This is a genomic window from Sneathiella litorea, assembly GCF_009882915.1.
Lineage (GTDB): Bacteria > Pseudomonadota > Alphaproteobacteria > Sneathiellales > Sneathiellaceae > Sneathiella > Sneathiella litorea.
In genome coordinates, this window is record NZ_WTUW01000002.1 from 1,158,419 (window position 1) to 1,183,726 (window position 25,308).

Below are 25,308 nucleotides of genomic sequence, written 5' to 3' on the forward strand. Positions count from 1 at the left end.
ACAACCCAAATGTCAGAAAATACTAAATTATCCACGCTTAGATAGCTAGATACTCATGCCGTAAGTCCTGGTCATCCAGAACCTGCTGTGCGGTTCCACGAAATGCAATCTGTCCCATATCCAGAATAAGTGCCTTATCCGCAAGCTGCAATGCCGCGACAGCATTCTGCTCGACAATAATCGTTGTAATTCCCAGCTTTTTGACCTCAAGCAGAATTCTCTCGATTTCCTGTACGATTACAGGAGCAAGGCCCTCATAGGGCTCATCCAGGAAAAGTAATTTAACATTCCGAGCGAGTGCACGCGCAACAGCCAGCATTTGTTGCTCACCACCAGACATTGTAACGGCATCCTGATTCCGTCTTTCGCCAAGGCGCGGAAAATGATCATATATACGCTCTATTTCCCACCCCTTTGGCTCCGCCACCTGAGCAAGCATCAAATTCTCTTCTACCGTCAACCCACCAATAATTCTGCGGTCTTCTGGAACGAGCTGGATACCTGCCTGCGCCGCCTGATAGGCCTTAAGGGTATGAATAGCCTCACCGTTAAGATAGATCTCTCCACGCTTTAAAGCGGGACTATCGACGCGAGCAAGTGCTCTCAAAGTAGAGGTTTTCCCCGCCCCATTCCGGCCCAGCAACGCAACGATATCGCCTTCTTCAACGTCGAAGGAAACCCCTTGTACGATGTAAGATTCACCATAGTAGGCGTGTATATCCTTTACACTGAAATAGGGCATTTTTTCTGAAGCCTCCGTCATCAATGAGCCCCTCCCAGATAAGCTTCCTTGACCTTCGGATCCTCACGCACGCTTTGCGGATCTCCGCCGGCGATGATCTGTCCGCGGGCCAATACGCTGACCTTGTCGGCAAGACTGAAAACAACATGCATGTCGTGCTCAATGATTACCTTTGTCATGCCACGGGACTTGATCTTTTTCAAAAGTTCAATTGTCTGATTGGTATCATGGCGTGCCATGCCGGCAGTAGGCTCATCGAGCAACAAAAGCCTCGGCCGCAAGATTAGGCACATGCCAAGTTCTAACCGGCGCTTGTCCCCCCGACTGAGGCTGCCTGCCTCGGTCATCATCATTTCCTTTAGCCCAACATCCTCGAGGATATGTTCCGCATCATCACGCAGCTCTCCCTGACGGCTAAGCAGTTCACCAGCGTTTAATCGGAACGCCCCATCACGATGGGAAAAAGCCGGGATCATGACATTTTCAAGTAATGTCATTTCCTGAAAAATCTCTGGCGTCTGAAATACGCGGGCGACGCCAAGCTGGGCAATTTCGTGAGGCTGTCGACCCGTCAGCACCTCTCCCGCGAACGTCACCTTGCCTGTGTCTGGTTTCAATCTACCGATACATACATTCAGGAGCGTCGATTTACCGGCACCGTTAGGGCCGATGATTGCATGTGTCGTCCCCTCCTCAACATGAAGATTAATATCGGAAAGAGCACTGAGTCCACCAAAGCTTTTATTAATATTGTCCAATTGAAGAACGAGACTGTTCATAATCTACCCTCTCACTCCCCTGCCTGATTTCGCGCTTCAACGGATTGTGTTTTTGCATTGCCGCCACCTGACTTGAAGTAATCATAAATGCGCCGAAACCCTTCAACCAATCCGCCTGGTAGAAAGATCACAATGACCATGAACAAAAGACCTAAGGTCAGATGCCAGCCGCTGCCGACAAACAGGCCGACGACTGGTACCACAAACTCAAGGACGCTGTCTGGAAGGAAGGAAAATGCCTGCGTCAGCACGTTATCATCGAAGGCAGAGAAAATATTCTCAAAATACTTAATTAGACCTGCGCCCAACATTGGGCCGACCAAGGTACCGGCGCCGCCAAGAATTGTCATCAGGACGACTTCACCCGAAGCTGTCCACTGCATCCGCTCCGCTCCCGCCAGCGGATCCGTAACCGCGAGAAGGCTGCCTGCCAGTCCAGCATACATACCGGAAATGATAAACGCCGTTAGCATATAAGGGCGTGTATTAAGGCCTGTATACCTCATACGATTCTGGTTCGACTTGATACCTTTGAGCATCAGGCCAAAGGGTGACCGGAAAATTCTCATGGAAATGTAAAAACAGACAATCAGTAGCACTGCACAAAAATAGAACCCTGGATAGCCGCTCATGGTCTCGCCAAAGAGATCCGTGCTTGGCAAACCCGCAGCCTGCTCCTGTGAAAATAAGCGATCTAGAATACGTGGGTCAGAGCGGGCTAGCTGCAACCCTGTTTCACCATTGGTTATCGGCGTCAGAACTGAATAGGCAAGATTATAGGACATTTGCGCGAAGGCGAGCGTCAATATGGAAAAGTAGATACCCGTCCGCCGCAGGCTCAGAAACCCTATAACTGCCGCCAAAATACCAGCAAACAACACACCAAAGATCACCGCCGGAATGACATTCATCGTCAACAACTTGAACGACCAGACAGCGGCATATGACCCGACACCGAGAAAGGCCGCATGACCGAAAGAAAGATATCCGGTCAAACCAAACAGGATATTGAAGCCGATGGCGAAAATTCCGTAGATCGCGAATTTTTGCAACAGGTCCGGATAGTTGCCACCGATAGGGTCCAGCCAGATAGGCATCGCCAAGATGGCAGCAGCAAAAATGATCACGACAAATGTGTCATTGAGAAGCAGCTTCTTGGTATTAGTCATCCATCACTCCAGCACGGCCTAAAAGCCCACGTGGCAAGACCAGTAAAATTACGACAGCGACGAGATATAAAATGATCTGGTCGATCCCCGGAAAAATCTCCTTCACCTCATTCATGGACGCAAAAGATTGCACAATCCCGAGTAGGAACCCGGCCATTACAGCCCCCCCCAGGGAACCCATACCCCCCACAACAACAACGACAAAGGACAGCACCAGAAACTCCATGCCAAGATGATAGTCAGGCGGGAGGATGGGGGTATACATCACACCGGCAACACCGGCGACAACGGCTGCGATTGCAAAGACCACCGTAAATCGCCGTTCAATGTTGATTCCAAGCAACCCGACAGTCTCGCGATCACGCATCCCCGCCCGAACCACCATGCCGTAAGTCGTGAACTGCAAAAAAGCGAAGACCGCAAAAATTATCAGTCCCGAAAAACAAAGGTAGATAAGACGCCACCACGGATAAACGAGGTTATCTCCAAGTCCGACCCAACTCCCAACATTTGCGCTACCTGCAAGGATATCAGGTGCGGGCTGCGGGATCGGATTGGCCCCAAAATATGCTTTGATGATTTCCTGAATAACGATTGCGAGACCGAAGGTCACCAGGATCTGTTCTGCATGGGGACGTTTGTAGAAATGCTTAATCAAGCCCCGTTCCATAACGTAGCCGACCAATAACATGAAAGGGATGGCCAACATGATAGAGAGCGGCACAGAATAGTCGATGATTATCCGCCCTGTATCTCCGAACCAGCTTTCAAGATAAGGCTGTTCTTTGTAAGCAACAAAAGCCGTAACTCCTTCATCACGGACTTTAGCGGAAATGGTGACAAGCTTTTGAAAAGTAACGGCACAAAACGCACCAAGCATGAATAGCGCGCCGTGGGCAAAGTTTACAATACCCAATGTTCCGAATACCAGCGTCAGACCGAGCGCAATAAGGGCATAGGCCGCCCCTTTATCAAGTCCATTCAATATTTGAATAAAAATGGCATCCATAAAATCTACCCCGAACCACTTTGCTCTTTTTTAGCAGGCTATTTCGTTCTGCTTTACCGCGGGTTGACGTCCTCCCAAACAACCAACCCGCGGATGGCAAATGAACCTACATCTTCACTTCATATGGACCGAGAGATCCACCGAAGATGGTCCAATCATATTCGACCTGTGCACGAGGGGTAACGTCTACCACCTTCAGGAGATCGAACTGGCTTGACGGATTTTCATTACCGCGCACCACAAGAACATCCTTGAAGCATTGATGATCTTCTGCACGATAGAGCGTCGGGCCGTTGCCCATACCGTCGAAATTGAAGCCTTCAAGCTGCTTAATGACTTCTGGCGGATAGAACGTACCAGCCATCTCGCAGGCGTTTGCATAGAGCAAGGTCTGCACATAGCAGGTATGGGCTGCCATTGACGGCGGGGCTCCATATTCCGCCCCGAAGGACTGCACAAAGGCTTTCGACCCTTCATCCTGCAACGACCAATTCCAGTTCGTTGTGCCAAGAATACCCTTGATCGCATCGCCTGCGCCTTGCGCCATCAGACGCGAGAAGAGCGGTACAACGATCTCGAAATTCTTACCATTGACCTGCTTGTCTCGCAGCCCGAACTGAACTGCCTGACTAAGCGAGTTGATCATATCCTTGCCATAGTGGTTGAGGATAAGAACGTCAGCACCCGAATTGAGAACCGGCGTGATATATTGCGAGAAGTCACCTGCGCCAACAGGTGTCTTGACCGCATTGACAGTTTGCCAGCCAAGCGCTTCGGTTGAGTTCTTGATCGACTCTTCCTGCGTCCAGCCCCATGTGTAATCCGCTGTCAAATGATAGGCGCGTCGGTCGGACCCATATTCCTTGTTCAAAACTGGGGCCAGCGCCGCGCCGGACATATAGGCATTGAAGAAGTGACGGAAACCATAGCGTCGCTTATCCTTGCCTGTTGTGTCGTTTGAGTGGGTTAGACCTGCCATGAAGATAATGCCCTGCTCCTGACAGAGCGACTGCACGGCGACAGCCACACCGGAAGAAGACCCGCCAGTTACCATCAGAACGCCATCTTTCTCGATCATGCGTTTTGCCGATGCGCGAGCGGCGTCTGATTTTGTCTGGGTGTCGCCTGTTGCGTAGGTTACCTTCTTACCAAGGACCCCATTACCGGACAGCATCGATGGCTTAAAGGTATTCAACATTCCGCCATCACCCTCACCGTTCAGATGCTTTACGGCGAGCATGTAAGCGCGAAGCTCGTCCGCGCCTTCATCGGCATAAGGGCCGGATTGCGGCACATTAAAGCCAAGCTTTAGCTCGCCTGTGTTCTTAGGATCATTGCGGAATTCTTGTGCCCAGGCATCCTTGATAAAGATGCTCGGAGTTGCAGCGACCAGACCGCCGACAGCACCAGCCTTGAGAAGGCCGCGGCGCGACATGCCTGGTTTTTTGATATCGCTCATGAATCGTCTCCCATATTCAAGTGAATCATCCCCGGACAGGGGTGCTTGTGTTTTATTGATTAGGCACAAACATCTCCCCGACGTGTAAAAATTTCACATTTTTGCCACTATTCCCATTAAAACCTTGTAAAACACCGTTTTTTTATGTAAATAATTTCTAATATATTTTGTAAATTTGTAAATTATTGTAAATTTATGGAGGCTCAAATGGCAAAGTCACCTCTACTTGGAAATCGTTTGAGACGATTACGCAAGGAGAGAAAGCTGACTCAGGTTGAGCTTGCTGACCGTCTTGGCATATCCGCGAGCTATCTGAATCTGCTGGAACATAACAGACGCAGCATTACCGTTCCGCTGTTGCTGCATTTAAGCAAAATACTGAAAGTTGACCCACACGTCTTTTCGCCTCAGGAAGAAGGCCACCTGATTGGTGAAATGACGGACGCCTTGAAGGATCCTCTATTCTCCGATCATGATTTCACTGATGAAGAAATTGCCGAAATGGCAGCTGACGCGCCCGCTCTCAGTTCAGCTTTCAAGAAAACATATGATGCCTTTAAAACCGCGCAAACAGATTTACAGCTTTTGAGCGAGCGACTATCGCAGGATTTCCTTTTTGCAGGCTCTTCATTTCGATTGCGGACTCTTGTTACCTCAATCATGTCATCAACCGAAATCGTCCATGACAATGAAGATTTGAGCTCAAAAGACCGTAAGGAGTTCCTCCAGATTGCACTTAAAGACAGCGAAGCACTAAATGATACTGTTAATGAAATGCTCGGTGTAGTCGGAGATGGCAGCCTGACCGGGAAAACCTGGGCTCCCTCCCCAAATGAAGCGGTATCTGATTATATTCAGGCCCATAATAATTACTTCGACAAGATAGAGCGGGCAGCTTCGGAATTTCGCTCTTCCTTCAACGGTTTAGGCCTCCTGTCAACACATGTCATGACGGATTACCTATTGGAAAAGCATGGTATTGAAGTCGAATTTGCCAGTCGCGACAGCCATAATACCGAAGCAACCCTGTATGACGAGAAGAACCACTCACTTGTTCTCTCGAAATCATTGCCGCAATCAAGCGTCAAGTTTCATCTTGCATTGCTCCTCGGTCAACTTACATTTGCCGATCTTTTTCAGGAACTGGTGGAGGCTCCCGAGCTACCGACAGAGGCCGCCAAACAAAAAGGAATTGCCGCGCTCGCCAATTACTTCGCCGGGGCCTTTTTGTTTCCCTATGAAATGTTTTTCCAATCGGCGGAAGATCTGCATTATGACATTGAGCTTTTACAGCAGCAATTTGATGCAAGCTTTGAACAGATCTGTCACCGCTTGACGACACTGATGCGACCCGGTAGCAGCGGCGTACCCTTTCATCTGATCCGAAGTGATATCGCCGGAAATATCTCTAAACGGTTCAGTACTTCAGGCTTGCGCATTCCGCGATATGGCAATTCCTGCCCGCGCTGGGTTCTTCACGCTGCGTTTTTGACCCCTGGCACGCTTTGTCCGCAAATTTCAGAAATGCCGGATGGCCAGCGTTTCTTTTCCATCGCGCGAACCGTCACCAAACCGAGTCTGGGTTACGCCCAACCAAAACGCCAATATGCCATCAGTATCGGGTGCGATATTGCTGAGGCGCACCGGCTGATTTATGCCGACGGCCTTAACCTAACAGCCCCCAAGACCGTTATGCCTGTTGGGATAACCTGTCGGCTCTGCGAGCGATCGAACTGTGCCCAGCGAGCAGCTCCCCCGCCACAACAACCCCGCCAGACAACGTCACAAAAGCGCAATATCTCGCCGGGCATTGGCGATTTATAGAAAAGGCTGAATCTTAATAATTGTTGAGAATAAGCTGTCCTTTTGCAGTCCGGCGAACCGCACCATCGCGAATGGCGACAAATTCGAGTTCCATATTCACCCCGCTGAGGGTCCGTTTATAAACCTGCATATCATAACCACCTGTGTCATTGATCGCCATAACATAGACGGTCAAGGTCTGCTTCATCAGCTGCGCCCAAGAGATTGTTTCGCCGGCGTAAACATCCCCTCCCTTACTGTCCTTCCAGACATTGGGACGATCCGTTTTGACAAAGGTTAAAGTAGTTTCCTTCAGATCTTCCTTTGGACTATCAGACGTACCCTTCTGACGAAGAAGTGTCCGCCAGGTAATAGTGAAATCGCCAGACTCACTCGGCTTTATACTGACATCAATATCTCGACTGGTGATCGGAAAAGTGACACTGACATTGCTTTCGGAAATAGCATTCCCGCGCCAATCTCCTTTGAAGGCGGAAATCGATAAGTCATTTGCATTTGCAACCATTGGGCTCGCCATAATGACAACCATGACAACGGCCAGAAAATATTTTATTTTAATCAATTTTCGCCCCTCAGTCTCACTTTGAAAAATCCCTCTCGGGTAGAACCATACTAAGGTAAGCGATATATGGCTTCCAGTTATTTAACGGACCTGACAAAAGAAAAAGCCGCGAATTAACGCGGCCTTTTCCCTCCTGTCAGCAACGAACTAACTTTCGTCGACGACTATTTTACCATTTGTAATGTCTGAACTGTTGAGTGCGGCATTTTCTACGACAATCGAGAACCCGGTAATTTCCGCATCCGCTCCGTCAGTGACTGTAATCGTAGTGTTACCGCTATCCTCGGAGAAAAGAACATGATCGGCTCTGTCCCCTGGCGCGATACCCAATTCGTCAAACAATGCTGTCAAATCGATAACATCGGCATCTCCGTTAGCGCCAAAATCTTCGATTACATCATTGCCATCGGTACTCGCATTCTGGAAGATAAAGCGGTCATCACCATCACCACCAAAAAGTGTATCATCACCCCCACCACCAACGATATAGTCATTGCTCGCGCCACCATTAATATCATCTGCAACGGCTGTGCCTGTAAAGGAATTATCGGGTGCGATGGTGACCGTGAGAACAGCAGAACTTGTCGACCCATCATTGTCAATGATGGTATAACCAAACTCCTCAGTTTCGAAATTCGCGACATCAGATTGGACAAGATAAGCATATTCACCGGTTTCGAGATTCAATTCGAATACACCAAATTCAGTGTCAATACCGATAACATTACCTTCAATGGAAATGCCAGGACCTGTTGCTGACAAATCATAAGTCACTCCGTTATAGGTGAACGAGGTGATTGGAATATCCGCTAACGGATCCGAGCCAAGAATATCATTATCAAGAACATTCCCCGTCACCCATGCATCAGTCGGCTGAAGACTCGAAGATAGGTCCTCAGCGTTTTCCACATACAGATATGGATCGCCCGCAGCAGGGTCGAGATTATTGTCGTCAGGGGTATTATCGATCTGGCCCAGATAAGCGCTATTTTCCGCATCTCCACCTAAACCGACTGCATAAACCTTGGCGTTATTAAGGTCATTGGTCACCCAATCATTAAAGCTATCTATACCCGCTTGGGTATCGCCTATTGTCGGCTGACCGTCAGAAATAAAGTAAATTGCCTGATCATACCCAGGAACAAAATCTACCGTACGTGTGAGATTGAGTGCATCCTCATAGTTTGTGTTTCCTCCACTCCAGGCGTCCAGAGGGTTCAAAGCCTCCATGACAGACTCCAGCGTCGTAAAAGTCCCACCGCCAATGAACCGGGCTGTTTCATCGAAATCGATCAAAGTAATCGCAGTGCCATCCGGGTTTTGCTCAAACAATGTCGTTGCCAGATTTTTGAGCGCCTCTTCCATCAACGATAATTCATTCCAATTCATACTGCCGGAGGTGTCAATTACAAAGACAGCGTGAATGTCTGGCGCTTCCACTTTGATAAAGGGGCCATCGTCAACCGCTGTCGGGCCATCATCGGCCGGAGGAACGTCATTAACCGTAACATCGACTGTAAAAGTGCTGCTAGCTGTATTATTGGCTTCTGTAAGCTCACCGCCTCCCGCAACCGTTGCAGTCTCAGTCGCCGTCGCCGTTACCGTCAGGGCGAAGTCAGTATCGTCATCCGTCGGCGGGGTGATTGTCAACGATGCAAGGTCCCATCCTGTTACATCCAGTTCATTACCATCGCCAACAAAACTGTTTACACCATCAGAAAGCGTCGCCCCCACTGGAATGCCGCCAATTGAAACTGCAAGCGTTTCTGAACCATCTGTATCCTGTAGCGCCGCCGTAATTTCAGGTATCGCAATAGCCGTATTCTCGTCACCACTCGCATCCCCGCCACTTACTGTGGGGGCATCGGCAACTGCGTCAATGATCGCCGTACCGGTAACATTTGATGTTCCAGTATCCCCACCGCCATTAACGAAATTGGCAAGGACAGAGAGCGTAATATCGGAATCGCTATTTGCGGGCGGCAACACATACATTGCCGGCAATACACCCCCCGCAGCGAGAACTGAAAAGCTTCCACTGGTTACATCCACTTCATCGCCTGCTGTCGTCCCGCCAACAAAGAAGCGCGTGCCATCCGGAAAGCCGGAAATATCTATCGATGTTAGTTCCTCATCCGTTTCCGGGGTAAACTCGACCAGCATTTGCATCGGAGCTTCTGTAGTATCACCAACATTCTGGTTTGGTTGCCAATCTTCATACCCGCCTGTCGCCGGCCCCGCAGCGCCACCAGCTGTGGAAAAAGACAATGTAACGATCCCGCCCGGATCATCCGATGGTGTTGTTGTGGACGGTAAATCGTCATTCTCTCCAATAATTTCTTCCTCTTCTTCGCGAGAGAACGTGAGTTCTGTCGGAGCAAGCAGATCAGAAATTTCTAGGGGGTCGCCAATACTACCGTCCGTAAAGGGTCGGAAGTTCGCGCCGCCGCCATCACTATTATCATCACCCGCCTGAGGATTAATATCTGCGAGAGAAAAACCTTGTACTAACGGCGTAATTTCGGCGATTTCAACAATCTCGCCATTCATCAGCTCAATTTTAGGAGGGTTTTCAGTTGCACCAAACGTCAAGAAATCCTGAAGCAGAATAGGTTCTCCGCCGTCTGCCGGTATGACAAGCAAATTTCCGGCATCCTGTACAAATTGAACATTTTGCAGGGATTCAATAGATAACTTAATTGTCTTTCCCGGAGTTGCCTCAATAATAACTTCGGACCCTGTTGCGTTTTCGGTGCTGCTACCGTTATTGCCGTTAGACGTCGCCATTTTGCCCTACTCCACTCGCTTTACTTTACCGCAGCTAAGCTGAATCAGCTAACCTATTAAAAAAAATAGCCAAAATTGGCCAATCTGTCTTCATATTTCTCTATTCTGGGGCAACCCTACTATGACAGAGCAAACTGCCACATCCCCTAAACGGGGGATAAAGCAAAAAAATTAATAAAATTTTAATTATCGTAATTGGGCATATGGGACGTCTTTGAGCACAAAAGGTCAATGGTAAGGTTAATTGATAAGATAGCAGGTTATCTTAACCGAAGTGCAATTTTTGCAAGAAGAGCCGATATAACGACAAGGAGGGCAGAGACAATTGCAATAAATTCAATGGATAATGACGCATCCAACGCCAATCCCATGAATACCGGCCCAAGGGCGGAACCAAAAACCATCACAACTGTCGCGACAGAGCGAATGGCGCCGAGATGTCGCGTACCATAAAGCTCCGGCCAGAGAGAGGAAAGCACCGGATTTGTGCCGCCGGAACCAATGCCCAGGAAAAACATTACCAGAATTGCAAAGACCTGCGTGGACGTATAGGCAAACAGAAGCACACCAATGGTCATCGGCAAGAGAAGAAAGGGTACTATTCGTCGTGCCCGGAACATATCTACAAGAAAACCCGAAATCACGCCGCCAATCAGCGAGGCGAGCGCAAACACCGAAAAAGACAAACTCCAGAACTCGAAATTCCAACCTTTTAGCTCAATAAAATATACCTGATGGAAAAAGAGCCCGGTGATGATTGCCGCAGGTGCCATTGCTGTCGGGGCCAAAAGATAGAATTTCTTGTCACGGAGCATTTCCGCCCGGGTCCAGTGCTTAGCATCTTCATCGGCGGCCTGCAGAACCGCCGCACCGGCACCATCCTGATGGCTGGTGTGGCGTATAAGAAAGGAAGCCGCCGGAAGCAGAGTAACCGCCGCCAGCACCGCCAAGGCCGGCCATATTAACCGCCAGTCAACGAGCCCGAGCGCTAGAACGATAAGGGGAGGAAACAAGGCTTCTCCGAGGGGAAAGCCAAGCCCGGCAACGGCGACAGCCCGGCCTCGCTCCGCTTCATATCGCCGCGCCATCGAGGTAAGCGCGATATGGGTCATCATTCCCTGCCCCATAAAACGTACAGCAATAATTCCGAAGAAAAGCGTCACCGGCCCCTGGATAAACCCGAAAGCCATCGTCGCCGCGACCATGAGAAGGCCGACTTTCAGCACAAAGCTTTTTAGCGGCAATCTGTCTACAAGTGGGCCCGCTTTCCAAAGCATTGCCGCGCAAACAAGAGTGGCAATCGTATAAATAGTGCCGAATTCACCATTGCTGAGGTTGAAATCAGATCGGATATGCCCGCCGAAGACTGAAATCACATATGTCTGACCCGGCCCGGACCAAAAGGAGAGTAGCAAGCCAAACAGCAAAAACCGCCATTCCTGGCGAACGAATGGCACTGTGCCTTGAAGACGCAACATGAACATGACCAACATTAGAAATAAGAAGCAGCGACTATTGCGTCATGGCTGAAAAGGCAAGTCAATCAAACAAAATTAGCCGCCGAAGCTTTTTTCGATGCGGTCCAGTGTTTCCATGGCCGGAAGACATTGCGCAACAGAGCCGTTGGGTTCCCGCCCCTCTTCTATGGCTGAGAAAAATTCCCGGTCGATCAGTTCGATCCCGTTATTTGAGACAGCAACATCCGAGAGATCAATGGGGTTTTCGTAGCCATCCACCAAATCATCATAGCGGGCAATATAAGTTCCGTTATCGCAGATATAGCGAAAAAAGGTCCCGAGTGGCCCATCGTTGTTAAAGGAAAGAGACAAGGTACAAAGTGCCCCAGAGGGAACCTTCAAGCCAATACTCATATCAAGGGCAATTCCAAGCTCAGGATGACGCGGCCCTTCCAGCCCGTAAACCTGCGACGCCACGGCTCCGGCCTGGTACTGGAAAAGATCCACTGTATGACAGGCATGATGCCAGAGAAGATGATCTGTCCAGCTTCTGGGCTTACCAAGCGCATTGGTATTGGTTCGGCGGAAAAAGTAGGTTTGGACATCAAGCTGTTGCAGGGACAATTCACCGGCTTTGATTTTGTTATGTAGCCATTGATGGCTGGGGTTAAAGCGTCTTACATGACCAGCCATGGCAACCAGGCCCGTCTCCTGCTGAACCGCAACGAGCCGCCTTGAATCGGTAAGATTATCCGCCATCGGTATTTCTACAAGTACATGTTTCCCGGCATGCAGGCACTGAATGGCCTGATCCGCATGCATCTGTGTCGGGGTGGATAGAATTACGCAATCCACATCCTCTCGTGCCAGGCTTTCGGCAAGATCAAGCGTCCAATGTCCAATCCCACGTGCTTCTGCCGCCGCTTTAGTGCTCGCCACTTCCCTGCCAACAATTGACGTGACCTGCACGCCATCAATTTTGGTTATGGCATCGAGGTGCTTTTGTCCAAATGCGCCGGCAGCGCCCGCTACACAAACTCTCATTCTTCCCACTCCACTTCTCCACGTTTATTTTTTAACCGCCGAAGTAAGGCGTCAGCCCGGCATTTATAGTTTTCTTTACCAGCTGAGATGCCCAGACTACCCACACGCGATTGCCATTGGACCGTTGCTTGCGCCATTTCGTTAGGAAGACCCAGATCCTCGATAGTGAGGACCACCTCTTTCATTTCCTCAGACCGGCGCTTGCCGTGCATCATCATCCGCTCAAAACTATAGGCGGCGCGGTGCTTAAAATTAAACCCGGGATAGGTCGCATCAAGCGAATCAAGCACCTCTTCGTCAACGTCAGCTTCACGACCGGCCAGAACGCATTCTGCAAATAACGCCTCTAGTCCTTTCATCATGATACTTCGGATCATCTTAACCGATGATGCACTCCCGACATCCCCGTCTATTATCCTGACGTCCATCTGGAGTTTATTGAGCATCGCCTTGGCGCCCTGTGTGTGAGATCCGGAAATCAGAAACGGTGTTTTATGTAGCTTCGGATAGACCGGTGACATAACCGCAACATCAACATAGCGACCGCCTGCCTCCTCTATATATTTTGCCGAGCGCTTTTTTGTTCCGGGAGCGCATGAATTACAATCGAGAAAAAGGCATCCCTCTTCAATATACGGCGCCGCAGCGCTTGCCGCGGCATGAGCCTGGTCCGCGGTGACAAGAGAGAATACAATGGACGCCCCCTTCAGCGCCTCCTGAAGGCATTCTTTTCCCTCAACATTGAAACTTGCATAGTCTTTGCGCTTTGCCGAGATAACAGCAGCTTCCGCATCCTGCGTTTTGATATCAAAAGCGCGAAGAGACAACTCACCACTTTCTCGCCATCCCTTAACGAAAGCCATGGCTGCCTCCCCAAACCCAATGAGAGCTATCTGAAACTCTTCCTGCATGGTGGATATTCCATTCATTTTTACATTTGTCGCTTTTCCTACCTCTCCGCGCTGGATGCTGGAAATTAGAAAACCAGATCCCTCATTCAATTATTGAATACCACGAAATAGTAATTTACGTCAGATTTCGACCCGCCATTCTGAGTGCCTCAACCAACTCTGCTTGTGCTGTTGTCGGATGCCAGTCCCGCCTTGTCGTCAGCCCGATGGGTCGTCGTGTATCACCAAGATCCATGGGAAGTTGCACGAGTAATCCCTGCTCCTGTTCATGTCGAGTCTGGTGAGCAGACAGGATTGTAATCCGGTCACTATCCATCAGGAGCCCCCTAATCAAGATAAGGGAACTGGCCTCAATAAGACTTTCAGGAAGGGAGTGTCCCTGTTTTGCAAAAAACTCCTTAAACATTGCTCGCGTCGGTGAGCCTTCCCGCGGTGTAATCCAGGGGTAACCGGCAAGTTCCTCAATGGTGATATCCTGCTTAAGTGTCAGAGGATGGTTCGCGCGGACGATCAACGCAAGTTCATCCTCGAACACCTCTTCTTCAATAACATCGTCAATTGGCGGCGGACTGCGCAAGGCGCCAATCAGAATATCAATCTCGCTGTAACGCAACCCATGCAGCAAATCTTCATATCTGCCATCGACAACGCTTATCTCAACTCCGGGGCGTGCCTTTGAAATCCTGTTAATGGCCGTCGGCAGAATATAGGTTCGGGCAAGCGGCATTGTCCCGATTACAATTCGTCCGCTGTCAATTCCCTTATATTCTGCAATTTCCATATAGCCCTGCCTGAGTTCAGCAAATGCAAGCTTGGCGTAGCGTGCTGATATCTCAGCTGCTGGTGTTAGTTCGATTCCCTGGCTGGATTTGCGAAACAGCGCAATCCCCGAAAGTCGCTCCAGATCCCGCGCTGCCCGATAAAGTGAGGGTTGCGATATACCGACAAGCTTCGCGGCCAGACTGAAATTTCCCGTCTTTGAGATGGCAATCAGTGCGCGAACCTGAACCCCGGAAATAAGCTGATCCAGATTATCAAACCCCTTGCCGTTCTTTGCTTGCGCAATCCGTCTTGCCTCGCCAATGCCTGTTCGGATAAACGCCTGCGCGCGTACTGCCCTTATCAAGAAAAGCTTACCGGCGTCGGTGATAAACACCCCATCCGACCGGCGGGTAAAAAGATCAACTTCGAGCGCCTGCTCCATCTTCGCAATTGCCTGAGTGATGGCCGGCTGAGAGAGAAAGACCTCCTCCGACGCCCGGCTGATGCTCTGGTGCGCCGCCACCACGCAGAAGGCACGCAAGTGCCTTAGATTTGGGGCCATATTGTCCATATCGCTGCTGCATTTCCCTCATTACGCATCAGGCTATAGGAAAAAATTATATCACGAATGCGAATTTGAAATAGAAAATTCGAGCCAACAGGAAGAAGGTACAGAGTAAGCAAAAGAATGATCGTCAAAACGGTCCGCAAATGAGGTGCAAGAAATGCCAGAAAATAAAACGGCCCTTGTTATCAGCGCCCATGCGGCTGATTTCGTCTGGCGGTGCGCTGGCGCCATCGCACTGCACGAAGAGAAGGGCTATGACGTGACAATTGCCTGCCTTTCCTTTGGCGAACGCGGTGAAAGTGCAAAACTATGGAAGCAGGAAGGCGGAACGACGCTGGAGGAAGTAAAAAAGGCGCGTCGCAACGAGGCGGAGAACGCCGCCAAAGCGCTTGATGCTCATAACATTGTATTCTTTGATCTTGGGGACTATCCGCTCGAAGTAACGCGCGACGACAAATTCAAACTGGTGGATCTCATCCGCAAAGTTCAGCCGAATTTCATGCTGAGCCATTCGCAATATGATCCCTATAACACTGATCACAGCTTTGCGACCACGCTGGCGATGGAGTGCCGGATGATTGCACAGGCCTGGGGCCATAATCCGGGAGAGAAGGTTCTAGGCGCGCCGCAGCTCTATCTATTTGAGCCGCATCAAACCGAGCAGATGGGGTGGAAGCCGGATGTCTTTCTCGACATCACCTCGGTCTGGGATAAAAAACGCGCGGCTATCGAATGCATGCAGGGTCAGGAACATCTCTGGCACTATTACACCAATGTAGCCGAGAACCGTGGAAACCATTTCCGCCGGAATTCCGGTGGTCAGGCCGGCGGGCGGGCTGCAAAGTATGCGGAAGGCTTCCAATCGATCTATCCGCGCACGGTAGATGAACTCTGATGGGCATTGTTGTTCAAGATATAGAGCGGGCAGACACTACGGTTATCGAACGCCTTGCAAAATGTGGCGTCGCCACCGTGCATGAGGCGCAAGGTCGCAAAGGCCTCCTTGCCTCCTACATGCGGCCGATATATTCCGGCGCATCTATTGCCGCCTCCGCTGTGACGATCTCCGCCCCGCCTGCTGACAACTGGATGGTTCATGTCGCGATCGAGCAGGTGAAAAAGGGTGATATTCTGGTTCTGGCCCCGACTTCGCCGTCGGATGCAGGCTATTTTGGTGATCTTCTTGCCACCTCCATGCAGGCACGCGGCGGGGTCGGATTGATCATCGACGCGGGCGTACGCGATGTGCGCGATCTGACAGCGATGGATTTCCCGGTCTGGTCCAAGGCAATCTGCGCCGAGGGAACAGTGAAGGAAACTTTGGGCTCGGTTAATATACCCGTTGTCTGCGCCGGAGAACTCGTCAATCCCGGTGATGTAATTGTCGCCGATGATGATGGGGTCTGCGTTGTTCGGCGGGAAGAAGCTATGGATGTGGCGGAGAAAGCGGAAGCGCGGATCGCCAATGAGGAGGAAAAGCGCAAACGTCTTGCCGCCGGTGAGCTCGGCCTCGATATGTACAAAATGCGCGAAAGGCTTGCCGAAAAGGGTCTCAAATATGTCTAGCGCCCGATGTATGTGGATGCGCGGCGGGACGTCGAAGGGGGGCTATTTTCTGGAAAGCGACTTACCGTCTAACAAATCCGAGCGCGATGCTTTTCTGCTCAGCGTTATGGGTTCCCCTGATCCACGGCAGATTGATGGCATGGGCGGCGCGGACCCCTTGACCTCCAAAGTCGCGGTCGTTCGCCCGTCAAAGCGGGAGGGGGTCGATGTCGATTATCTATTCCTTCAAGTCATTGTCGATCAGCCGATCGTAACAGACGCCCAGAATTGCGGCAATATCCTCGCGGGCGTTGGCCCATTTGCGATTGAACGGGGTCTTGTTCCAGCCAAAAATGATGAGACAGACGTTACGATCTATATGGAGAATACGGGTCAGACAGCTATTGCCCGTGTGCCGACACCAAACGGCCGAGTATCTTATGCCGGAAGCGCAACAATCGATGGCGTGCCGGGCAGTGCCGCACCTATTCCAATTATCTTCACCGAGACGGCGGGCTCAACCTGCGGTGCGCTTCTACCAACCGGGAAAGCTTGCGATATAATTGAAGATGTCGAAGTGACGATGATTGATAACGGCATGCCCTCGGTAATCTTGCGCGCCTCGGACATGGGAATTACCGGACGCGAGACACGCGAAGAATTGGAATCGAACGAGCCACTAAAAAAGCGGTTGGAAGCTATTCGCCTGAAGGCGGGCCGCTTAATGAACTTGGGAGATGTAGCCGAGAAAACCGTGCCAAAGATGTGTATGGTCAGCGTCCCCGTTGTGGGCGGGGCAATCTCCACCCGAACCTTCATACCACATCGCTGCCATGCCTCTATCGGGGTTTTGGGGGCGGTGACGGTCGCAACAGCGGCGGCGCTGGATGGGTCCCCTGCGAAAGCCCTTTCCAATATCCCGGAGGGCCAGCGAAAGAAACTCAAAATCGAACATCCTATCGGCGAGACAACCGTCGTTCTTGAAATGGATGAGGCGGGAGCGGTGATGAGCGCGGCCATTTTGCGGACCGCCCGCAAGCTCTTTGATGGCGTTATTTTCGCCCAGTAAGGAATAGCAAATGGACCCGGATTACTTACCTTTTCATCCTAACCCGTCGAAGCCTGTGTTCAAGGCACCAGCGGGAGCGGTCGATGCCCATTGCCATGTTTTTGGCCCGGCAGACATATTTCCTTACGCGCCGGAGCGGAAATACACCCCTTGTGATGCGCCAAAAGCAAAGCTGTTTGCACTCCGGGATTATCTCGGGTTTTCACGGAATGTGATTGTCCAGGCCTCCTGCCACGGCCGGAATAACGATGCACTTGTAGATGCGCTCAAATCCTCAGAAGGGCTTGCACGTGGCGTTGCCGTGGTCAGCCCCGATGTCACAGATGAAGAACTCAGGGAAATGGACACGGCTGGCGTCCGGGCTGTTCGCTTTAATTTCGTAAAACGGTTGGTGGATGCCACTCCGAAGGACGTATTCCTAAAGATCGCCAAGCGCATCGCAAAGCTCGGCTGGCATATTGTTGTCTATTTCGAAGCTCCGGACCTTGAAGAACTTATCCCCTTCTTGAAACAACTTCCGACCACGGTCGTTGTCGATCACATGGGGCGGCCGGATGTCACCAAGGGAGTCGATCATCCGGAATTTCAGCGTTTCGTAAATCTGCTCGAAGAAAATAAGAATTTCTGGACCAAGGTAAGCTGCCCGGAACGATTGACAGTCGCCAGCCCACCCTATGAAGATGTCATTCCGTTCGGCAAACATCTAGTGCAAAGATTCCCGGATCGTGTTCTCTGGGGGACGGACTGGCCGCATCCGAATATGAAATCCCATGTACCGGATGAAGGGGTTTTGGTCGACGTGATTCCCCGAATTGCTGTGACAGAAGAAGCGCAGAAAGAGCTACTCGTGAAGAATCCGATGCGGCTTTATTGGCCGGAAGAGGAGAGAGGTTCCTGAAGGGAGGAAACCCAATGCAAAGTTTGAAAGGAAAGAAGCCCATTCCGGGAACGATCGTCTTCGACGGCACTCAGGCCGTCAAAGGGTACCCGCTTAACAAGATGTGCTTTTCTTTTAACAAGGCCGAAAACCGCGACGCCTTCAAGGCGGATGAGGATGCCTATTGCGCGAAATACGGCCTGACTGATGAGCAGCGCGACGCCGTTAAAAAACGCGACGTGCTCGCCCTTTTGAACCTTGGTGGCAATATATATTATCTCGCAAAATTGACCGGAATGTTTGGCCTGAATATGCAGGACATCGGCGCGCAGCAAGCGGGCATCAGCCTTAAGGAATTCAAGGCAAAGCTTTTTGCCGCAGGAGAGACAAAGAATGGCTAAGTTGATAGGGGGTGTCGGCAGTTCCCACGTTCCGGCAATTGGCAACGCATTAGAACAGGGCCTGCAATCCGATCCTTATTGGAAACCATTTTTTGAGGGATACAAGCCTGTCTGGAAATGGATGGAAGATAAAAAGCCGGATGTCGCCATCCTCGTTTACAATGACCATGGCCTAAATTTCTTCTTAGATGCCATGCCGACGTTCGCGATCGGTGCGGCCACGGAGTACCAGAATGCGGATGAAGGCTGGGGTCTGAAACCCCTCGATCCGTTTAAGGGGAACCCGGAATTTTCATGGTATCTGATTGACAGTCTCGTGGAGGATGAGTTCGACATCACCATGTGTCAGGAGATGCTCGTCGATCATGGCTTTACCGTACCCATGTCGCTGATGTGGCCAAAGCAGGAACTTCGCAATCAGGTCAAAGTCATCCCTGTCTGTGTGAATGTGGTGCAGTACCCTTTCCCCTCGGCTCGGCGCTGCCTCAAACTCGGGGAGGCAATCGGCAAGGCCGTTGCCTCCTATGAAGAGGATCTGAATGTCGTCATTCTCGGCACAGGCGGCCTATCCCACCAACTTGATGGGGAGCGCGCAGGCCATACCAACCGGGCATTCGATACGGAATTCCTTGATAAACTGAAAGACGAGCCGGAATGGCTGCTCAAATACTCAAACTATGAACTTGCGGAGATTGTCGGGCCGCAAGGTGTCGAGATGATTATGTGGCTGATCATGCGCGGCGCGCTCGGCGATAATATTCGAGAACTTTCCCGTAACTATCATATCCCGATTTCCAACACAGCCGCAGGCGTTATCCTGTTCGAAAATGAAGCCGTCTAAGGCAGGTATTAAAACAGGCTGGCGTATCCTGTCCCCTCATGCCAATATTCTGCATCAGAGAATTAGCGACTATGTAACGGATTAATAACAAGATGACAGGATATATCCTCGCCATTGATCAGGGCACGACGTCAAGCCGGGCCATCCTTTTCGACAAAGACTATCGACCCGTTGCCGTCGGGCAGCAGGAGTTCACGCAGCATTTCCCGGCATCCGGCTGGGTAGAACATGATCCGGAGGAAATCTGGACCACGACCGTCGCGACAGCAAAAGAGGCCTTGTCGAAAGCAGGCGCGACGATCGGCGAAATCGCCGGCATCGGCATCACGAATCAACGGGAAACGACCGTCATCTGGGACCGGGAGACCGGCAGGGCAATTCACAATGCGATTGTCTGGCAGGACCGCCGGACGGCGGGTTTCTGCGGCAATCTGAAACAACAAGGCCTTGAGCAGAAATTCTCTGAGAAAACCGGCCTTTTGCTTGACCCCTATTTCTCCGGCACAAAGATCGCCTGGCTGCTGGATAATGTCGCGGGCGCAAGAGAGGCCGCGGAAAAAGGCAAACTTGCCTTTGGCACGATAGATAGTTTCCTTCTTTGGCGGCTGACTGGCGGAAAGGTTCACGCGACCGACGCAACCAATGCCAGCCGGACCTTAATCTATGATATCCATCAATGCGACTGGTCAGACGAACTTCTGGATATCCTTAATATTCCAAAATCCTTGCTGCCTGAGGTACGTGATTGCGCCGCTGATTATGGAATGCTGGATCCGGATATTCTCGGCGGCACCACCAAAATCGCCGCCATCGCAGGGGATCAGCAGGCGGCGACTGTCGGTCAGGCCTGTTTCAAGCCGGGCATGATGAAATCCACCTATGGCACGGGTTGCTTTGCCCTTTTAAATACAGGCGAAGTACCGGTCAAATCGAAGAACAAGCTCCTGACAACTATCGCCTATCAACTGAGTGGCAAGCCAACTTACGCATTGGAAGGCTCCATCTTCGTGGCGGGGGCGGCCGTTCAATGGCTCCGGGACGGTCTTGGCATTATCGAGCATGCCGCCCAATCCGGCGAACTGGCGGAGCGCGCAGACCCGGGACAGGGTGTGATCATGGTTCCAGCATTTGTCGGGATCGGCGCGCCCTACTGGGATGCGGATTGCCGCGGTGCCATCTTCGGGTTAACCCGCGCCGCAGGACCAAAGGAATTTGCCCGCGCCGCACTGGAGAGTGTCTGTTTTCAGACACGCGACCTTCTAACCGCCATGCATAATGATTTCACGGACAATCACGAAACGGTTCTCCGGGTCGATGGTGGCATGGTTGCCTCCGAATGGACTATGCAGCGTCTCGCCGATATTCTGGGCGCTCCGGTCGACCGACCTGTATCTGCCGAAACGACAGCCCTTGGCGCCGCCTATCTTGCCGGCCTGCAAACGGATTTCTATCCTTCCATCGATGAATTTTCAGAAAGCTGGCTGCGTGACAAACGGTTCACCCCCACCATCGCCGAAGCGGAGCGAGATACTGCCTATGCCAAATGGCAGGATGCCGTAAGGCGCACCCTGACAAGCTATCCATAAAAGAAAGCCAAACATCATGTCGACAATTGAATATTATTACGCAGGCTATTCCGCTTATGCCTATTTGGGTCATGCCGAGCTCATGCGGATTGCAAAAGCCGCCGGGCGGGAAATCGATCATCGGCCGTTTGATTTGCGGAAACTAGTTGAGGCCACAGGTGCACCCGCCTTTGGAAATCGATCGCAGGCTCATACGGATTATTTCTTTGGCCGGGAGATCATTCGCTGGGCAGAATACAGAAATATCCCGGTATTGAGCCATACGCCTACCTATCACCATCATGATATAACCCTATCAAATTGCATGCTCATCGCCGGGCTGGTTCAGGGTCTGAATATCGACCGGCTTTCACATGAAATGCTACGCGCGCATTGGGTTGAGGATTTTGATCTGGATAAAGCCGACGACCTCACGACAATCGGAGAGCGAGCGGGAATTGACCCTGCGCCCTTATTGGAAACTGCAGCATCGGAAGAGGTGCGAAAAATTTATGCCCGTAATACTGAGGAAGCAATTACGCGACATCTCTTTGGTTCCCCCACCTATTTTATCGATGATGATATGTTCTATGGGCAGGACCACCTTGAAATGATGGCCCACACCCTGGGTGTCTAGCTATCACTATCCAGCACACCGGCATTTGGCGTAAAGAGCTGCTCCCCGGCGATTTCGTAATCGCCGATCAATTTCTGTGCTTTGGGGCTGACCAGCCATTTTTCAAGTTTTGCTGTCAGGTCCTTTTTGACATGTGGATGTTTCTCCGGGTTGACCGGCAGATAGGCATATTGATTGAAAAGAACCGGATCGCCTGAGAACAAAAGCGCAAGGTCTCCCTTGTTCTTGAAGTTGAGCCAGCTCGCCCGGTCTGCAAAGACATAGCCATTCATTCCGCTTGCCGTGTTGAGTGTCGTCCCCATGCCGGACCCGCTCGCGCGGTACCAGTTTCCCTCGAAGTTTTCCGGATCCAGTCCTGAATTTTTCCAGAGCGCCAGTTCCTTGCGATGCGTACCGCTGTCATCCCCCCGGCTGACAAAAACAGATTTTGTCTTCGCAATCGCCGTCAGCGCATCTGCTGCTGTTTTGGCATTGGCAATGCCTGCTTCATCGGATTTCGGTCCAATCAGGACAAAATCATTATACATGATTTCCCGCCGGTGAGTGCCATATCCCGTTTCGACAAACTCTTCCTCCGCCTTGCGTGAATGAACGAGTATCGCATCCACATCCCCTGCACGGCCAAGCTTGAGCGCCTGCCCTGTTCCGACAACAAGAAGATATACGTCAATGCCGGTATCTTTCTTGATTTCCGGGATCAGGATGTCAGAAAGGCCGGAATTGTGGAAGGATGTCGTCACCGCCATTTTCATATCCTCGGCGACCGCATTAATAGCTGTCATCGCCAACAAAGCACAGGCAGCGATTATTGATCGAATTTTCATAGTAACAGGTCCCCTCTTATAAATTTATTTGCTTCCTCTGTTTTCGGTTCATCAAAGAAGTCTTCCGTGGATGCGCGCTCATGTATTCTTCCCCTATGCATGAACAGGATATCATCGGCGAGACGCCTCGCCTGACCAAAATCATGGGTTGCCATAATGATGCGCGTTCCCTTGTCCCTTGCGGATAGGATCAGTCTTTCAATTTCCAAAGTCGAGGCTCCGTCCAGATTTGCCGTGGGCTCATCGAGGAACAGGACCTCCGGCTTAGTTATCAGCGCCCGTGCCATGGCGAGCTTCTGCTTTTCTCCACCGGAAAGCACATGTGCATCGTACCGCCCTACGTCGCCAAGACCAATTTCATCTATCCATTTTTCCGCCTCGGCCCGGGCCATTTTCCTGGCAACCCCGCGAACAATTAGGGGATAGGCAATGTTCTCGACACCTGAGCGGCGCAAAACGACAGGTGATTGAAAGACAAAAGATTGGCGGCTGAAAACCTCATTCTTCCTTGCGGACCATTTGACGGCACCGCTATTCGCCCGCTCTAATCCGTGAAGCAACCGAAGTAACGTCGTCTTTCCCGCACCATTGGGTCCAATAAGAATACTGCAGCCCGTCCCTCCAATTGAGAGATCAAGCGGACCAATGATAATTTTCTCGCCCTTTCGCACAACTGCACCGTTAAGCTCCACCGGCAGGATTGTCTCTACCATGTTCCCTCCCGCTCCGTTCGAGACAGGATATGGATCGTGAGATTAATCAGGATCGCCATGGAAATGAGGACGATGCCCAGCCCAAGGGCCAGCGGAAAATCACCCTTGCCAACTTCCAGTGCAATTGCCGTTGTCAACACACGTGTCAAATGGTCGATATTCCCGCCGACGATCATGATTGCCCCGATTTCTCCGATCCCTCTTCCGAACCCGGTCAATGTCGCAGTCAAAAGACCACGCCGTCCATCCCAGAGCAGAGCCTTCATGCGCTGCCACTTGGTGGTTTTGATGGAGATCAGCAGATCATGATATTGAAACCAGAGATCGCGCATTGACTGATGCGAAATTGAGGCAATGATCGGAGTCACAATGATAACTTGGGCAATTATCATTGCCGTTGGAGTAAAAAGAAGATCAAGCACCCCAAACGGGCCAGAACGTGACAGCAGGATATAAACGAAAAGACCAACAACGACAGGCGGAAGGCCCATCAAAGCGTTTAACAGGGCAATCGCGAGACGACGATATCGAAATCGCGTCACAGAGAGCCACGCGCCGAATGGCAACCCAATTGCCGCGGATATCAGGACTGCCGATATGGTCACCTGCAAAGATCTTAAGGAAATTTCCACCAGATCATGGTCCAGATGAAGTATCAGCCCAATCGCAGACTGTAATCCTGCCAGAAGATCATTCATAAAGCTTATGCTCTGACTGGTCCAAAAGTTTGAAGCTCATGCCGTTCATTTTCCCAATATTCTGCCTTTCCTCGCACTCGCAAAAGATGCCCGAAAGTTGAAAGCTTACCCCCGAGTTCATCACCAAGTGGAGATTATGTATATAGATCGCATTTATTCTAGTATCTTTTTCTTTCCAATTCGCATGGGGTTTTCAGTATACTCGAACGAAAGTAGGAGAGTAACCAATGCATTTGAACGCCCGTCAGGCGGAAATTGTCGAACTTGCGAAATCTCGGGGACGCGTACAGGTCGATGAACTGGCGGCGCATTTCGATATTACGCCGCAAACAATACGAATGGACTTGAACGCCCTTTGTTCAAGTAAAATCCTCGCCCGGTTCCACGGCGGCGCGCTCTATCCCGAAACCCGTAAGAACGTCGAGTATGAGACAAGACGTCAAATCGCCGCGGAAGAAAAAGCTGCCATTGGCGCTGAAACCGCAAAACTTATCCCTGACCAATCTGCCCTTTTCATGAATATCGGCACCACGACAGAAGCCGTTGGGCATAGCTTAGTCAATCATAAGGGATTGATGGTCGTGACCAATAATATCAATGTTGCCAATAATTTACGCCTTTATCCATCATTCGAAGTTGCGATAGCCGGCGGTGTTGTTCGCCATTCCGATGGGGGCATTGTCGGTGAAGCCGCCATAGATTTCATCAATCAGTTCCGTGTTGACTACGCGGTAATTGGTGCTTCCGCAATCGATCCGGACGGTTCACTTCTGGATTTTGATTTCCGGGAAGTCAAGGTTGCGCAGGCGATCATCACCAACGCCCGCCATGTCATACTGGTTGCCGACTCCACGAAATTCAAACGCCGCGCGCCCGTTGTCATCGCACAGCTGGCGCAGGTCGATACCTTTGTAACAGATAAAATCACAGAACCGTCGATACGCCGTATATGCGCCGAAGGAGACGTCCGGGTAATAGAGACGGCCGCCTGACCCGCTAAAAACGAAAGTATATTTATAAATTTAATTTCCTTTTATTTTCATATTTACGCTATAAATCTTCGTT

The 25,308-nt window shown here is 50.9% G+C and carries 24 protein-coding genes; 10 read left to right on the top strand and 14 right to left on the bottom strand.

Translation table 11 applies throughout. The annotated features are described in order from the left end of the window. Nucleotides 1-37: 37 nt before the first annotated feature. From GQE98_RS11970 to GQE98_RS11990, 5 genes are all read right to left on the bottom strand, one after another. Nucleotides 38-763, bottom strand: a complete 726-nt coding sequence (locus GQE98_RS11970; RefSeq protein WP_161315860.1) for an ABC transporter ATP-binding protein — start codon at nt 761-763, stop codon at nt 38-40. Next, a complete protein-coding gene (locus tag GQE98_RS11975; protein ID WP_161315861.1) occupies nt 763-1,521 on the bottom strand; it encodes an ABC transporter ATP-binding protein in 759 nt (252 codons plus the stop codon). The genes GQE98_RS11970 and GQE98_RS11975 overlap by 1 nt, the downstream gene beginning before the upstream one ends. A gap of 11 nt (nt 1,522-1,532) precedes the next feature. Then, nucleotides 1,533-2,690, bottom strand: a complete 1,158-nt coding sequence (locus GQE98_RS11980; protein ID WP_161315862.1) for a branched-chain amino acid ABC transporter permease — start codon at nt 2,688-2,690, stop codon at nt 1,533-1,535. Further along, nucleotides 2,683-3,699, bottom strand: coding sequence for a branched-chain amino acid ABC transporter permease (locus GQE98_RS11985; protein ID WP_161315863.1), 1,017 nt, complete (start codon nt 3,697-3,699; stop codon nt 2,683-2,685). The genes GQE98_RS11980 and GQE98_RS11985 overlap by 8 nt, the downstream gene beginning before the upstream one ends. Nucleotides 3,700-3,805: 106 nt before the next feature. Beyond that, nucleotides 3,806-5,158, bottom strand: a complete 1,353-nt coding sequence (locus GQE98_RS11990) for an ABC transporter substrate-binding protein (RefSeq protein WP_161315864.1) — start codon at nt 5,156-5,158, stop codon at nt 3,806-3,808. 207 nt (nt 5,159-5,365) lie between these two features. Here GQE98_RS11990 and GQE98_RS11995 point away from each other — a divergent pair, with 207 nt between their 5' ends. Next, nucleotides 5,366-6,982: a helix-turn-helix transcriptional regulator gene (locus GQE98_RS11995; protein ID WP_161315865.1), complete on the top strand. Its 1,617-nt coding sequence runs from the start codon at nt 5,366-5,368 to the stop codon at nt 6,980-6,982. A 13-nt stretch (nt 6,983-6,995) separates the two neighbouring features. On the opposite strand, the gene GQE98_RS12000 is transcribed toward GQE98_RS11995, so the two are convergent. From GQE98_RS12000 to GQE98_RS12025, 6 genes are all read right to left on the bottom strand, one after another. Then, complete coding sequence (locus GQE98_RS12000) at nt 6,996-7,544, bottom strand: hypothetical protein (protein ID WP_161315866.1); 549 nt, start codon at nt 7,542-7,544, stop codon at nt 6,996-6,998. Nucleotides 7,545-7,691: 147 nt separating this feature from the next. Further along, complete coding sequence (locus GQE98_RS12005; protein WP_161315867.1) at nt 7,692-10,331, bottom strand: VWA domain-containing protein; 2,640 nt, start codon at nt 10,329-10,331, stop codon at nt 7,692-7,694. Between the two features lie 260 nt (nt 10,332-10,591). Beyond that, the gene (locus tag GQE98_RS12010; protein ID WP_161315868.1) at nt 10,592-11,809 is read right to left on the bottom strand and encodes an MFS transporter; all 1,218 of its coding nucleotides are present in this window, start codon (nt 11,807-11,809) and stop codon (nt 10,592-10,594) included. 75 nt (nt 11,810-11,884) lie between these two features. Further along, nucleotides 11,885-12,832 (bottom strand): Gfo/Idh/MocA family oxidoreductase, encoded by a 948-nt coding sequence (locus tag GQE98_RS12015; protein ID WP_161315869.1) that lies wholly within the window; start codon nt 12,830-12,832, stop codon nt 11,885-11,887. Beyond that, nucleotides 12,829-13,743, bottom strand: a complete 915-nt coding sequence (locus tag GQE98_RS12020; RefSeq protein ID WP_161315870.1) for a DUF1932 domain-containing protein — start codon at nt 13,741-13,743, stop codon at nt 12,829-12,831. Before GQE98_RS12020 ends, GQE98_RS12015 begins: the two co-directional genes overlap by 4 nt. Nucleotides 13,744-13,858: 115 nt before the next feature. Beyond that, entirely contained in the window at nt 13,859-15,076 is a 1,218-nt protein-coding gene (locus tag GQE98_RS12025) for a LysR family transcriptional regulator (RefSeq protein WP_202526253.1), read from the bottom strand. 154 nt (nt 15,077-15,230) lie between these two features. On the opposite strand from GQE98_RS12025, the gene GQE98_RS12030 reads away from it, so the two are divergent. The 8 genes from GQE98_RS12030 to GQE98_RS12065 all read left to right on the top strand — a co-directional run bounded on the left by GQE98_RS12030 (nt 15,231) and on the right by GQE98_RS12065 (nt 22,008). After that, on the top strand, nt 15,231-15,968 hold the full coding sequence (locus tag GQE98_RS12030; protein ID WP_161315871.1) for a PIG-L deacetylase family protein: 738 nt from the start codon (nt 15,231-15,233) through the stop codon (nt 15,966-15,968). Beyond that, entirely contained in the window at nt 15,968-16,639 is a 672-nt protein-coding gene (locus GQE98_RS12035) for a 4-carboxy-4-hydroxy-2-oxoadipate aldolase/oxaloacetate decarboxylase (RefSeq protein ID WP_161315872.1), read from the top strand. Before GQE98_RS12030 ends, GQE98_RS12035 begins: the two co-directional genes overlap by 1 nt. Further along, the gene (locus GQE98_RS12040) at nt 16,632-17,687 is read left to right on the top strand and encodes a 4-oxalomesaconate tautomerase (protein ID WP_202526254.1); all 1,056 of its coding nucleotides are present in this window, start codon (nt 16,632-16,634) and stop codon (nt 17,685-17,687) included. The genes GQE98_RS12035 and GQE98_RS12040 overlap by 8 nt, the downstream gene beginning before the upstream one ends. A gap of 10 nt (nt 17,688-17,697) precedes the next feature. Beyond that, nucleotides 17,698-18,585: an amidohydrolase family protein gene (locus GQE98_RS12045; protein ID WP_161315873.1), complete on the top strand. Its 888-nt coding sequence runs from the start codon at nt 17,698-17,700 to the stop codon at nt 18,583-18,585. Between the two features lie 14 nt (nt 18,586-18,599). Continuing rightward, nucleotides 18,600-18,965: a protocatechuate 4,5-dioxygenase subunit alpha gene (locus GQE98_RS12050; protein ID WP_161315874.1), complete on the top strand. Its 366-nt coding sequence runs from the start codon at nt 18,600-18,602 to the stop codon at nt 18,963-18,965. Further along, on the top strand, nt 18,958-19,806 hold the full coding sequence (locus tag GQE98_RS12055) for a class III extradiol dioxygenase family protein (protein ID WP_161315875.1): 849 nt from the start codon (nt 18,958-18,960) through the stop codon (nt 19,804-19,806). Before GQE98_RS12050 ends, GQE98_RS12055 begins: the two co-directional genes overlap by 8 nt. Before the next feature lie 92 nt (nt 19,807-19,898). Beyond that, nucleotides 19,899-21,392: a glycerol kinase GlpK gene (gene glpK / locus GQE98_RS12060; protein WP_161315876.1), complete on the top strand. Its 1,494-nt coding sequence runs from the start codon at nt 19,899-19,901 to the stop codon at nt 21,390-21,392. Between the two features lie 16 nt (nt 21,393-21,408). After that, nucleotides 21,409-22,008: a 2-hydroxychromene-2-carboxylate isomerase gene (locus GQE98_RS12065; RefSeq protein ID WP_202526255.1), complete on the top strand. Its 600-nt coding sequence runs from the start codon at nt 21,409-21,411 to the stop codon at nt 22,006-22,008. On the opposite strand, the gene GQE98_RS12070 is transcribed toward GQE98_RS12065, so the two are convergent. From GQE98_RS12070 to GQE98_RS12080, 3 genes are read right to left on the bottom strand one after another with little or no spacing between them, the layout of a single operon-like run. Then, nucleotides 22,005-22,832: an ABC transporter substrate-binding protein gene (locus GQE98_RS12070; RefSeq protein WP_161315877.1), complete on the bottom strand. Its 828-nt coding sequence runs from the start codon at nt 22,830-22,832 to the stop codon at nt 22,005-22,007. The genes GQE98_RS12065 and GQE98_RS12070 overlap by 4 nt on opposite strands. Beyond that, entirely contained in the window at nt 22,829-23,545 is a 717-nt protein-coding gene (locus GQE98_RS12075; protein ID WP_161315878.1) for an ATP-binding cassette domain-containing protein, read from the bottom strand. Before GQE98_RS12075 ends, GQE98_RS12070 begins: the two co-directional genes overlap by 4 nt. Beyond that, nucleotides 23,539-24,243 carry an ABC transporter permease gene (locus GQE98_RS12080; protein WP_161315879.1) on the bottom strand — a complete coding sequence of 235 codons (705 nt, stop codon included), beginning with the start codon at nt 24,241-24,243 and terminating at the stop codon, nt 23,539-23,541. The genes GQE98_RS12075 and GQE98_RS12080 overlap by 7 nt, the downstream gene beginning before the upstream one ends. 227 nt (nt 24,244-24,470) lie before the next feature. Here GQE98_RS12080 and GQE98_RS12085 point away from each other — a divergent pair, with 227 nt between their 5' ends. Then, the gene (locus GQE98_RS12085; RefSeq protein WP_161315880.1) at nt 24,471-25,235 is read left to right on the top strand and encodes a DeoR/GlpR family DNA-binding transcription regulator; all 765 of its coding nucleotides are present in this window, start codon (nt 24,471-24,473) and stop codon (nt 25,233-25,235) included. Nucleotides 25,236-25,308 lie beyond the last annotated feature (73 nt).